This is a genomic window from Martinezella rhizogenes, assembly GCF_007002745.1.
GTDB lineage: Bacteria > Pseudomonadota > Alphaproteobacteria > Rhizobiales > Rhizobiaceae > Agrobacterium > Agrobacterium cucumeris.
In genome coordinates, this window is record NZ_SGNY01000002.1 from 428,692 (window position 1) to 441,354 (window position 12,663).

Annotated in this window: 11 protein-coding genes; 5 read left to right on the forward strand and 6 right to left on the reverse strand. The window is 60.6% G+C overall.

Annotated features, from left to right (window positions below; genetic code table 11):
* Together EXN68_RS07740 and ettA are read right to left on the reverse strand one after the other, a co-directional pair.
* A complete protein-coding gene (locus tag EXN68_RS07740) occupies positions 1-1,014 on the reverse strand; it encodes an ArsR/SmtB family transcription factor (protein ID WP_142840290.1) in 1,014 nt (337 codons plus the stop codon).
* A gap of 160 nt (positions 1,015-1,174) precedes the next feature.
* A complete protein-coding gene (gene ettA / locus EXN68_RS07745; RefSeq protein WP_046798039.1) occupies positions 1,175-2,824 on the reverse strand; it encodes an energy-dependent translational throttle protein EttA in 1,650 nt (549 codons plus the stop codon).
* A 147-nt stretch (positions 2,825-2,971) separates the two neighbouring features.
* Between ettA and EXN68_RS07750 the strand changes: the two genes are divergently transcribed.
* The 4 genes from EXN68_RS07750 to EXN68_RS07765 all read left to right on the forward strand — a co-directional run bounded on the left by EXN68_RS07750 (position 2,972) and on the right by EXN68_RS07765 (position 7,924).
* Positions 2,972-3,952: an alpha/beta fold hydrolase gene (locus EXN68_RS07750; RefSeq protein ID WP_161991276.1), complete on the forward strand. Its 981-nt coding sequence runs from the start codon at positions 2,972-2,974 to the stop codon at positions 3,950-3,952.
* Positions 3,953-4,120: 168 nt separating this feature from the next.
* Positions 4,121-5,323 carry a succinate--glutarate CoA-transferase gene (gene caiB, locus EXN68_RS07755; protein WP_142840292.1) on the forward strand — a complete coding sequence of 401 codons (1,203 nt, stop codon included), beginning with the start codon at positions 4,121-4,123 and terminating at the stop codon, positions 5,321-5,323.
* Positions 5,320-6,972, forward strand: a complete 1,653-nt coding sequence (locus EXN68_RS07760; protein ID WP_142840293.1) for a thiamine pyrophosphate-binding protein — start codon at positions 5,320-5,322, stop codon at positions 6,970-6,972. Before caiB ends, EXN68_RS07760 begins: the two co-directional genes overlap by 4 nt.
* A gap of 187 nt (positions 6,973-7,159) precedes the next feature.
* A complete protein-coding gene (locus EXN68_RS07765; protein ID WP_142840294.1) occupies positions 7,160-7,924 on the forward strand; it encodes a HugZ family pyridoxamine 5'-phosphate oxidase in 765 nt (254 codons plus the stop codon).
* Between the two features lie 211 nt (positions 7,925-8,135).
* On the opposite strand, the gene EXN68_RS07770 is transcribed toward EXN68_RS07765, so the two are convergent.
* From EXN68_RS07770 to EXN68_RS07780, 3 genes are all read right to left on the reverse strand, one after another.
* Entirely contained in the window at positions 8,136-8,477 is a 342-nt protein-coding gene (locus tag EXN68_RS07770) for a RidA family protein (protein WP_003494829.1), read from the reverse strand.
* Positions 8,478-8,526: 49 nt separating this feature from the next.
* A complete protein-coding gene (locus EXN68_RS07775) occupies positions 8,527-8,865 on the reverse strand; it encodes a protein tyrosine phosphatase family protein (RefSeq protein WP_065113791.1) in 339 nt (112 codons plus the stop codon).
* Positions 8,866-8,992: 127 nt separating this feature from the next.
* Complete coding sequence (locus EXN68_RS07780) at positions 8,993-9,826, reverse strand: aldose 1-epimerase family protein (RefSeq protein ID WP_142840295.1); 834 nt, start codon at positions 9,824-9,826, stop codon at positions 8,993-8,995.
* A gap of 156 nt (positions 9,827-9,982) precedes the next feature.
* On the opposite strand from EXN68_RS07780, the gene EXN68_RS07785 reads away from it, so the two are divergent.
* Entirely contained in the window at positions 9,983-11,374 is a 1,392-nt protein-coding gene (locus EXN68_RS07785; RefSeq protein WP_142840296.1) for a L,D-transpeptidase family protein, read from the forward strand.
* A 69-nt stretch (positions 11,375-11,443) separates the two neighbouring features.
* Here EXN68_RS07785 and EXN68_RS07790 read toward each other — a convergent pair whose 3' ends face one another.
* Positions 11,444-12,649 carry an MFS transporter gene (locus EXN68_RS07790; RefSeq protein ID WP_193559509.1) on the reverse strand — a complete coding sequence of 402 codons (1,206 nt, stop codon included), beginning with the start codon at positions 12,647-12,649 and terminating at the stop codon, positions 11,444-11,446.
* Positions 12,650-12,663 lie beyond the last annotated feature (14 nt).

Here is a 12,663-nt window from a genome sequence, read left to right on the forward strand (position 1 = left end):
TCATGCCCTCCGGGAGCCAAGTAATACCGCCTCTTGCACCACATCGTCTGCCATCAGCAGCCGCTGGTCGCGGGCAACCCATATCGTCACGTCCAGAGACTCCTCGGACGCCCTTTCAGAATGAAGATCGACGGCGCGGTCAGGCGCAAGCCCGGCCTTTTTCAGCCATTCTTCCATCAACGGATGCGAAAAGCCGAGCCGCACATGCGCATGCTCGTCACGCAGATATTCAAAGGAATGCGGCGCAAGATCGATGACGATCAGTCGCCCGCCGGGACGCAGCATACGCGCGGCTTCGGAAAGCGCGATCTCCGGCTGGTCAAGAAAATGCAGCACCTGATGGATGACGATCAGATCGAAATCCTGTCCTTCCAGCGGCAGGTTGAGAATATCACCATGGCGGACGGACGCATTGACCACACCCGCCTTGTCGAGGTTGGCGCGCGCCACAGACAGCATGTCACGGCTGGCATCAACGCCGATCGCCCGGCGATAGATGCCGCTCAGAAGCTGGAGAATGCGGCCCGTGCCCGTGCCGAGATCAAGCAGCGAATCGACAGGCGTGGTGCCGACAAGCTTCAGCAATGCGCCTTCCACGGCTTCATCGCTCACATGCAGCCGGCGCAACTCGTCCCAGGCGGACGCGTTGCGGCTGAAGTAATCCTGCGCCCGCTCCGCCCGCACCCGCTTGACGGTAGAAAGCCGCTCGTTGTCACGCTGGAGGACGGCATCGGAGGGCGATGCAGCGCCAAGCAGCTGCCTGACCACAACGGCGGGCTCACCATCCTGCCGCAGACGGAAATAGGCCCATGCGCCTTCCTGATAACGCTCGATCAGCCCCTCTTCCGTCAAAAGCTTCAGATGACGGGAGATGCGCGGCTGCGACTGGCCAAGGATTTCGGTAAGATCGGTAACCGTCAAGTCGCCGGCAGCCAGAAGCGCCAGCAACCGAAAGCGCGTCGGTTCACCCGCCGCCTTCAAAAGATCCACCAATTTGTCTAAACCGAACGCCACTCTGCCGCGCCTCGCAAGCTAATCAACATATAAAGATATCTTTATGTCGATGTGGGGCTGGATGCAAGCGCAAACTGTGGTGCGCCGCCATCAAGTCCACTTATTACATGAGAAAAGGCCCGCTTTGCGGCGGGCCTTTCTGAAGCGATGTGGAAAAGGATTAGCGCGTCAGGCGCTTGTAGCTCACCCGGCCGGGCTTGATGCTTTCCGGGCCGAGGCGGCGGACCTTGTCCTTTTCATAGTCTTCGAAGTTGCCTTCGAACCATTCCACGTGGCTGTCACCCTCAAAAGCGAGGATGTGGGTGGCCAGACGGTCGAGGAACATGCGGTCGTGGCTGATGATAACGGCGCAACCGGCGAAGGCTTCCAGCGCTTCTTCAAGCGCCGCCAGCGTTTCCGTATCAAGGTCGTTGGTCGGTTCGTCGAGCAGTAGCACGTTGCCGCCGGCCTTCAGCATCTTGGCAAGGTGAACGCGGTTGCGCTGACCGCCGGAGAGATTGCCGACCTTCTGCTGCTGATCGCCGCCCTTGAAGTTAAAGGCGCCGCAATAGGCGCGCGAATTCACTTCGAACTTGCCGAGCTTGATGATGTCGTTGCCGCCGGAGATTTCTTCCCACACGGTCTTGTCACCCGCCAGCGTATCGCGGCTTTGGTCGACATAACCCAGCTGCACCGTTTCACCGACAGTCACCGAACCGCTATCGGGCTGTTCCTGACCGGTGATCATGCGAAACAGTGTGGTCTTGCCCGCACCGTTCGGGCCGATGACGCCGACAATGCCGCCCGGAGGCAGCTTGAAGGTGAGGTTTTCGATCAGCACCCGGTCACCATAGGACTTGGTGAGGTTTTCCGCCTCGATAACGACACGGCCCAGACGCTCGGCGACGGGGATGACGATCTGTGCGTCGCCGGGACGACGGTTTTCAGCGGCTTCCACCAGCTCGTCATAAGCGCGGATACGCGCCTTGGACTTCGTCTGGCGAGCCTTGGGGCTGGAAGCGATCCACTCCTGTTCGCGGCTGATGGCCTTCTGGCGCGAGGCGTCTTCGCGGGCTTCCTGCTGCATACGCTTGGCTTTTGCCTGCAGATAGGCGGAATAGTTGCCTTCGTAAGGAATGCCGCGACCGCGGTCGAGCTCGAGAATCCAGCCGGTCACGTTGTCGAGGAAGTAGCGATCGTGGGTGATCATCATCACGGCGCCGGGATAGTCGCGCAGGTGCTTTTCCAGCCACGCGATGGTTTCGGCGTCCAGATGGTTGGTCGGTTCGTCGAGCAGCAGCAGGTCGGGCTGCGAAAGCAGCAGCTTGCAAAGCGCCACGCGGCGGCGCTCACCACCCGAAAGGCCGGTCACGGGCGAATCGCCGGGCGGGCAACGCAGGGCGTCCATGGCCATTTCGACCTGATTTTCCAGATCCCACAGGTTCTGGCTGTCGATCATGTCCTGGAGCTTTGCGCCCTCATCCGCCGTTTCGTCGGAATAGTTCATCATCAGTTCGTTGTAGCGGTCGACGATCGCCGTCTTGCTCGCCACGCCTTCCATGACGTTTTCCATCACGGTCTTGTTTTCGTCGAGCTTCGGCTCCTGCTCGAGATAACCGAGCGTCGCACCTTCGGCGAGCCAGGCCTCACCGGTATATTCCTTGTCGAGGCCGGCCATGATTTTCAGAACGGTCGACTTACCAGCGCCGTTCGGGCCGAGAATACCGATCTTGGCATCGGGGTAGAAGGAGAGATGGACGTTCTCCAGAACCTTCTTCGCGCCATAGGACTTGTTCAGCCCAGCCATGTGATAGATGAATTGACGTGCCATTGTAGCGAATGCTCCACATCGGATTTTTAAGAGTACGTATCGGGAAATTTGCCGCTATGTAGGGTAAATAGGACCGTGGGGCAACCTCTGGCACGATTATGACCCCATGATTATGACAAGCTGCGTGATGACACGATGGGTGCGATGATGAATGAGACGACCGATAACTTCGCGTTCAGCCAGATCCAGAGACTGGACGCTCCCTCCGGCGCATCCATCGCCTTTCGCCACCAGCCTTCCGCCCTTGTCCCGGCCCGCGGTGTGCTGATGATCTGCCATGGCCTGGTGGAGCATGCGGGCCGTTACCGGCGTTTTGCCGACGTCATGTCGCAGCAGGGCTTCGAGGTCTATGCCCACGACCATCGCGGCCACGGCCGCACGAAAGCGGCGGACGCACCGATCGGCCGCTTCGCCTGGAAGGATGGCGCCGAAAAAGTGGTCGCCGACGTCATGGCGATGCGGGTCATGGTCGGAGAAAGACATCCCGGCCTGCCGGTCATCCTGTTCGGCCATTCCATGGGCGGCCTCGTGGCGCTCAACACCGCCGTCAGCAATCCGGATGCCTTCGATGGCCTGTCGATCTGGAATTCCAATCTCAATCCCGGTGTCATGGGCCGCCTCGCGCAGGTGGTGCTGCGGCTTGAAAAAATGCTGAAAGGCTCCGATGTGCCAAGCGCCATCCTGCCGAAAGCAACCTTTCGCGCCTGGAATGCAAAAATGCCGGAAAAGCGCACCCATGCCGACTGGCTGAGCCATGACAGGCTGCCAGTGGACGCCTATGTGCAAGACCCGCTCTGCCAGTTCGAGGCCAGCGTTTCCCTGTGGCAGGACGTCTTCGAACTCTCTTATCGCGCCCCGAAACTCATTGAGCGCCTGCCGAAGACATTGCCGCTTTTGCTGGTCAGCGGCGATCAGGACGCCGCGACCAATGATGGCAGGGAGATCGTCTGGCTCGCAGAGCGGTTTCGGGAGGCAGGTTTCAGCCATGTCGAACACACCATCTACAAGGGCATGCGGCACGAGACCCTGAACGAGATCGGCTGGCAGGCGGTAGCGGCGGATTTCGCCGCCTGGTGCGGCCTCGTCGTGGATGACAGTAAAACGCCCTCCCCGTCATTCCGGCCTTGAGCCGGAATGACGGAATTAGGGGACTCTCAAAACACAACGAATGTCTAAGCTGCCGTGTCAGCCCCAGTTTAGTGCCGTTCCAAAACGGAATAAGTCCATGAGATAAAATCACATGCGGCGGGGCAACGCCCGGTCTATAACCGGCAGGCACAAAAGACCGGGGGACAGATGACCGACATGCCGAACAGGAAACCGCCACTATCAGGCATCCGCGTCATCGAGCTGGCGCGTGTTCTGGCCGGTCCCTGGGCGGGGCAGATGCTGGCCGATATGGGCGCTGACGTCATCAAGGTGGAAAACCCCGAAGGCGGTGACGACACCCGCACATGGGGACCGCCCTTCGTTGAAGGCGCGGAAGGCGAAAACCTCTCCGCCGCCTATTATCACGCCACCAATCGCGGCAAACGCTCCATCATTGCCGATCTGAAGACGCCTGAGGGCTGCGAACTCGTGCGCCGGCTGGTGCGCACCGCCGATGTCGTCATCGAAAACTTCAAGCGCGGCGGGCTTGCCAAATACGGCCTCGATTACGAGAGCCTGAAGGTGCTCAATCCGAAGCTGATCTATTGCTCCATCACCGGCTTCGGCCAGACCGGTCCCTATGCCGATTTCGCCGGATACGACTATATCGTGCAGGGCATGTCGGGCTTCATGTCGATAACAGGCGAACCGGATGGCCAGCCGATGAAGGCTGGCGTGGCTGTTGCCGATATCTTCACCGGCATCTATTCCGTGACAGCCATCCAGGCCGCGCTGATCCACGCCATACGGTCAGGCGAAGGCCAGCATATCGACATGGCGCTTCTCGATGTGCAATCGGCCGTGCTCGCCAACCAGAATATGAATTACCTGATTTCCGGCAAGCCGCCCATCCGGCTTGGCAATGCCCATCCGAATATTTCCCCCTATGAGGTGGTGCCGACGGCCGATGGTTTCCTCATCCTCGCGGTCGGCAATGACGGCCAGTTCCGCCGCCTCTGCAATATCCTCGGCATAGGCGCGATAGCGGATGACGAGCGTTACGCGACGAACAAGACCCGCGTGGCGCACAAGGTCGAAGTCCGGCAGATCATTTCCACCGAAACGCTGAAATGGCAGAAGCGCGATCTTCTGACCGCTTGCGAGCAGAATGCCGTGCCGGCCGGGCCAATCAACTCCATCGAGGAAATGTTCGCCGATCCACAGGTTCAGGCACGCGGCCTGCGTGTTGATCTCGAAGCTCAGGATGGCACGGTCATCCCCGGTGTGCGAACACCGATTATAATGTCACAGACGCCGCTGCACTATGAACGCCCGAGCCCGAAGCTCGGCGAACATCAGGCGCAGGTGCTGGCCGAACTGGAAAACATCGAAAGGACCACGACGCCATGAAAAGAACCGGTGGGCAACTGATCGTCGAAGCGCTGAAGGCCAATGGTGTCTCGCGCGTTTCCTGCGTTCCGGGCGAAAGCTATCTGGCGGTGCTGGACGCGCTTTATGAAAGCGGCATCGAAACCGTGGTCTGCCGCCAGGAAGGTGGCGCCGCCATGATGGCCGATACCTGGGGCCGGCTGACGGGTGAACCCGGCATCTGCATGGTGACCCGCGGTCCGGGTGCCACCAACGCCTCGGCCGGCCTGCACATTGCGCGGCAGGATTCCATTCCGATGATCCTGTTCATCGGCCAGGTGCAGCGCGAAGCCCGCGAGCGCGAAGCCTTTCAGGAAGTGGAATATCGCCGCGCCTTCACCGAATTCGCCAAATGGGTGGGCGAGATCGATGATGCCCGCCGCATCCCCGAATTCGTCACCCGCGCCTTCACTGTCGCCACCTCCGGCCGCCCCGGCCCGGTGGTGCTGACGCTGCCCGAAGACATGCTGGTGGAAGAGGTCGAAGCGCCCGAGGCAAAGCCCTACACATCAGTCGAAGCGCATCCCGGCCCGTCACAGATCGCGGCCTTCGCAAAAATGCTGGGCGAGGCAAAACGGCCGATCTTCATTATCGGCGGCACGCGCTGGTCCGAGGAAAGCGTGGCGAGCTTCAGGGCATTTGCCGAAAACCACAAGCTGTCCGTCGGCTGTTCCTTCCGCCGCCAGATGCTGTTCGATCATCTGAGCCCTTCCTATGCGGGCGATGTCGGCATCGGCATCAACCCGGCGCTGGCAAAGGAGATCAAGGAATCCGATCTCGTGGTCCTGCTGGGCGGCCGCCTCTCCGAAATGCCCTCCTCCGGTTATACGCTGCTCGACATCCCCTACCCGTCGCAGAAACTCATCCACATCTATCCGGAAGCCGAAGAGCTTGGCCGCGTTTACCGTCCCGATCTCGCAATCTGCGCCGCGCCGGATGATTTCGTCGCCGCCCTCTCCTCCATCTCGCTTCCTGCAAACGCCGCATGGGCCGATCGCACGGCCGCCATACACGCGGCTTACCTCAATTGGTCCACCCCACCGCAGACCGGCCCTGGCCCGGTGCAGATGGGTCCGATCATGGACTGGATCGAAGCCAATGTGCCCGAGGATGCGATCTTCACCAATGGTGCGGGTAATTATGCCACCTGGGTGCACCGCTTCCACCGCTTCCGCCGCTTCAACACGCAATCGGCGCCAACCTCCGGCTCGATGGGTTACGGCCTACCGGCAGCGGTTGCCGCAAAGCACCTTTTCCCGGAGAGGGAGGTGATCTGCTTTGCCGGCGATGGCTGCTTCATGATGCACGGGCAGGAATTCATCACCGCCGTGCGCTATGGCCTGCCGATCATCACCGTACTGGTGAATAACGGCACCTATGGCACCATCCGCATGCATCAGGAACGGGAATATCCCGGCCGTGTGAGCGGCACCGATCTCGTCAATCCGGATTTCAACGCTTTTGCGAAAGCCTATGGCGGGCACGGTGAAACGGTGGAAAAAACGCAGGACTTCGCCGCCGCCTTCGAGCGGGCGCGTGCAAGCGGCAAGCCGGCGATCATCGAGGTGAAGCTGGACCCGGAGGCGATCACGCCAACGCGCACGCTGACACAGATCAGGACAAAAAGCTGACATGCCGCATGGACATGCCTCCGGCATGGTGTAAATCCTGACGCTCGCTTGACGTCATCCTCGGGCTTGTCCCGAGGATCCAACCACGTCGCGTTAAATCGATCGGTTGCAGATGCCCGGGACAGGCCCGGGCATGACGTGGAGAAGTCTAACGCTTCTCTCAGCATCCACTAACTCAGGATAAGACATGCCGGACGTTGCCCCTCCCGTCATCACCCCACGCGGCGCAAAGATCGAGCCCTCGGCCGGCGCACCTTTCGAGGCGGTGCGCGTGGCCCGCGATGTGCTGCACACATCCCGCACGGCGGCGCTTGCGACACTCGATCCGGTCAGCGGCTATCCCTACACGACCGCCACCAATATCGGCATCGAGCCGGACGGTACGCCGTTTTTCTTCGCGGCCGGCCTGACGCTGCACGCCCGCAACATGGAGGCCGACCCGCGCGTCTCGCTGACGCTCGCGCCCTTCGGCAAGGGCGATGCGCTGACGCTGCCGCGGCTGACACTGGTGGGCAAGGTGGAACAACTCGGCCCGGATGAGACGCAACTCGCCATCAGGCGCTACATTGCCCGTTACCCCAAAGCAAAACTTTATCTCTCGCTTCCCGACACGAGGCTTTACCGGCTGCAGACGGAAGGTGTGCAGATCAATGGCGGCCCGGCCCGCAATGCCAGCAACATCACCCCGGCCGACCTGCGCACCGATCTCTCAGGCGCGGCGGAACTGATGGCTGCGACGGAAAGCGAAGCCGCCCGCCTCAACGCCATCAAGGGCGAAGCGTCGCGGTTGGCAGTTCTCGCCGGCGCAAAGGCCGGCCGCTGGACGATCACCTCCATCGACCCGGATGGTATCGATTTCGCCTCGGTAAATGATCTGGCGCGGCTGTGGTTTGCGGAGCGGGTGGAGACGCTGAAGCAGTTTGAGAAGGCGCTTGCTTTGCTTCTGAAATGAATGGCGCAAACGATTCACAAACCTAGGACAATCGTCTCTCTTCCGTCATGCTCGGGCCTGTCCCGAGCATCTGCCACCTGTCAGTTGTGATACGTGAGTGGATCCTCGGGACAAGCCCGAGGATGACGAAACGAGCGTTTCGAATTTCCCATCAAAAAAGGCCGGGCCGCATTCCGCGACCCGGCCTTTTCTTAAAAACTCAGACGGATGCTCAGAGAGCAGCGGTCACGATGAACTCAACCTTGTAATCCGGCGTTGCCAATGGTGCACCGCTGGTGGCGCGGGCCGGCGGGTTTGCCGGGTCGATCCAGCCTTCCCAGACGGCGTTCATTTCGCCGAATGTGGACATGTCGGAGAGATAGATGATGGTCTGCAGGATCTTCGACTTGTCCGAACCGGCAGCAGCCAGCAGGCGGTCGACTTCAGCCAGCGCAGACTTGCTCTGTTCCGTAACGCTGGTGCCTTCGCCAACCTGGCCGGCCAGATAAACGGTGTTGCCGTGAACGACGGCGCCACTCATGCGCTTGCCCGGCTCGATACGCTTGATGGTCATGGAAAACTCCTGTTGATTGGCATTTGAAAACAAAATGAAGCGCGAAAAATCAGCCGCGCAGGTGATGGGTCTTTTCGTAGATCGCCGTGGAGCGCGCGCCGGAACGGCAATAGCCGAGCATCGGGCGCTGCAATTCGTCAAGCGCATCCACCATGCCGGCAACGGCATCGGCGTCGACGCCATAACGGCCGACAGGCACATGCATGATGGTAATACCGAGCTGCTCTGCGCGCTCGGCAATATCAGCAAAAAGCGGCTGGCCGTCTTCTTCACCATCAGGGCGGTGGCAGACGATCGACTTGAAGCCGAGTGCCTTGACCTCATCCAGATCGGCGACGCTGATCTGTCCCGTTACCGAATATTCGTCGTCTATGCGCCTGATATCCATCTTATGCCTCCGCTGAAATCGGCATCCGCGCCGCTGGCACGCTCTCGCCACCCTTAGAAATCCGCATCCGATGTAAGGGCTCAAAACCCATGCGTCAATGATGCGGTGTCCTCATTCGGTACGGCATTCAGAGGATGGAAAAACGCAGGCCGAAGGAGCGGCTTTCACCCGGGTGGACAATATTGAACTCGCCGGCGGCCTCAAGCTCGCTCCGCCCCACCCAGCGATGCGAAACCGGTTCGATGCCGAGCACATTGGCGGGCTCCTGCTGGTTGCGCCACATCTGCAGATAGGGCAGTGTCTCCGTGCGAAAACGCACGGTCAGCGTCTTCCCGCCAATGGCCGCGACGGGACCAAGCTTCAATTCCGCCCAATCATCATTACCGGCGGGAACACAGAAAACATTGCCCGGCTCCTCGCCGAAACGCCAGCCATGGCCGCCGCCATCCAGCATTGCGCCTTCCAGCCGCACCGCATCGTCAAACAGACGGGCACCGACATTCATGTGGTACATCAGAAACACCGGCATCGGCCGGTCTGACGTATTGACGACCTTGTCCTCAAGGCTGACTTCGCCGCTTTCGCCATCAATGCGCCACGTCCGCTCCAGCAGTGCAGCGCCGCCATCGGCAAGCTTTACGGGAACCTCGACGCGCGCCAGTGCATTGGTCTCATGAACGTCGAAGGCGACTATCTTTGCCGGATGCGAGGAAAAGGACCCATGCAACGGATATCGACGCCCCTCGCCGTCACCATCAATCGGTTCGGGATGGCGGATATGATCGGGACCGCAGGTGAAGAGAAAGCCTTCCAGCGAATGGTCGATGCGCGCATCGCCATCATCGGGAATGGCGCGGCCGGGCGCGATGTCGATGCCATCGACAATACACGAACCAATATCGAAAACAGAGGTTTCATCGAGGAAAATACGGGGCGATCTGCCGGCCTGAAACGAACGCAAGACAACCTCTCCTGTGGCAGTAAAAACGCATGAATCACGGAAACGCTACTAGTCGTGACGGAAATTAAGATTGCATTAACCGCGAATTCACCTTTTTCACAATAGGGTCAAGATTGCGGTGTGTTTATGGGCGAACGAAGCAAGGATAGCAGAATCGTGAAACAGTTTCTTAACGCAGCTCTGGGTCTGACAGTCGCGGTAGTGGCAGCTTTCGCCCCGCTACAGGCTGGCGCGCAGCAGCGTTATGGCGACCAGCAGACGATGCTGGTGACACCTGACGGTCGCGTGCTCGACTTCATGCCAGAGCGCGGCGATATCGTTATCAGCCGCGATACCATGGGTCGCACGGTGTTTTACGACCAGTACGGCAATCTGCTCGCCACCGAAATGCCCTCCGGCTATCAGCAGCGGCAGCAGGCGCGCCAGCAGCGCGACACCACCTATTATCCGCCCGCCCCCGGCGGCCAGTATCGCGAACCACAGCGCGACTACGGCTATCAGGACAATGGCAGCGTGCGTGATTATCGCGAATATCGCGGTGATGGCTCCGATGACAATGTCTATACCGGCTCCGTTCCCGGCCCCGGCGCGGTGGAAAGCGGGCCGCTCGGCCAGCCTATGCCCGGCGAAAGCACCACCGCCGCCGTTCCGCAGCCGGATCACCTGATCGAACGCCACACACCGGTGACGACACCGGTCAACCGTTCCCGTCAGGAGATCGTCGCACTGCAGACTTTCCTTGACCGTGAAGGCATCTCGCCCGGCGTTATCGACGGCAAGATGGGTGACAACGTCAACAAGGCCATTGCCGCCTGGCAGGACATGACCGGCGAAAAGCTGGACCCGAACAATTCCGACGATATACTGGAACGCCTGCGCTCTTCCGGCGGCATGCCGATCGTCGACTACACCATCACCGCCGCCGATGCCGCCGGCCCCTATGTCGCCTCCATTCCGGACGACTATGCCGAGAAGTCGCAGCTGCCCGCGCTGTCCTTCACCTCCACCTCCGAGGCGCTGGCCGAGCGCTTCCATATGGATGAGAACTATCTGAAGGAACTGAACCCCGGCATCGACTTCACGGTGCCCGGCACCATCATCAAGGTGGTCAATCCGGGCGAGACGAAAAAGGGACAGGTGGCCCGCATCGTCGCGCATAAGGGCATCAAGCAGGTCTTCGCCTATGGCCAGGACGGCAATCTGATCGCCGCTTATCCCGCCACCATCGGTTCTACGGATACGCCTTCGCCGAGCGGCACGCACACGGTGGAGCGGATCGCGCTCAATCCCGGCTACACCTATAATCCGAAGATCAACTTCAAGCAGGGCCAGAACGACAAGATCCTGCAGATCCCGCCGGGTCCTAACGGCCCGGTCGGCACGGTCTGGATTGCCCTGTCGAAGCCGACCTACGGCATTCACGGCACGCCGGAACCTTCGAAGATCGGCAAGACAAACAGCCATGGCTGTATCCGCCTGACCAACTGGGATGCGACCGAACTGGCAAAGATGGTCCGTCCCGGCGTTGTGGTCGAATTCGCGGAATAGGATCGACCGGAATAAAACAGAAAAAGCCCGGCGGTTTGGTCCGTCGGGCTTTTTTCATTGAGTGGTGTTTCAGTCGCGCTTCTCCGTCAGGAAATACAGCAGGGCGGCCACCGGCAAGGCGAAACCGATCCACGAGGCGGCTTGCCATTCGCCGACAGCATAAGCCCAGCCACCCACGGCGGAACCGATTGCGCCGCCCATGAAAAACGTCGCCATATAGATGCCGTTCAGACGGCTGCGGAATTCCGCCCCAAGCGTGAAGATCGCCCGCTGGCCAAGCACCAGATTGGTGGTGACGCCGAAATCCAGAACGATGGCTGCGACTACCAGAATGGCGAGCGCCAGATGCGAGCCTTCGGGCGCGAGATGCGTGACGACGAAGGAGAGCGCTACCGCCACCAATGCAAGGAAAGTCGCCGCACGGGTCCAGCCGCGATCGGCCATCCGCCCAGCAATTGGCGCAGCCACGGTGCCCGCAGCCCCGGCAAGTGCAAACAGCGCGATCTCACCCTGGCTCAGGTTGAAATGCGGCCCGCTCAGATAAAGCGGCGTCGTGGTCCAGAACAGGCTGAAGGCTGCAAACAGGAAGGCATGGTAGATCGCCCGCCGCCGCAGGATCGGCGTGTGGAGGGCAAGTCTGCCCATCGAGGCCATCAGCGAGCCGTAACCCAGCCTTGCCTCCGGCATGCGCGGCGGCAAAAGCCGGAAAAGCACGACGGCAAGAAGCGCCATGACTGCCGCCGACGTCAGAAAGACGCCGCGCCATGAAACGACTTCCGACAGCAGACCGGAGACCGGCCGCGCCAGCATGATGCCGGCCATCAGACCGCTCATGACATTGCCGACCACCCGGCCACGAATGGCGTGCGGCGCCATGTGGGCGGCATAGGGAACGATGACCTGCACTGCCACCGAACTGACGCCGACCAGGAAGGCCGCAATCAGAAACGGGGCCGCATGCGGCGCGAATGCCGCTGCCACAAGGGAAAGCACCGCCATCGAGACGGAACCGACCACCAGCTTGCGGTTTTCAACGAGATCGCCGAGCGGCACGACGAACAGCAGGCCGACACCGTAACCGATCTGCGTCAGGGTCACGATCAAGCCTGTAGCGCCGGCGGAGAGACCAAGTTCCGCCCCGATGATGCCGGCAAGCGGCTGGGCATAATAAAGATTGGCGGCAATCAACCCGCAGGCTGTCGCCAGCAGAAAAGTCAAAGCCGGAGAAAGGGATGTTGCATCAACATCCTCCCCTTCAATTACACGCGTCGTCATCATTTTCTCCAATA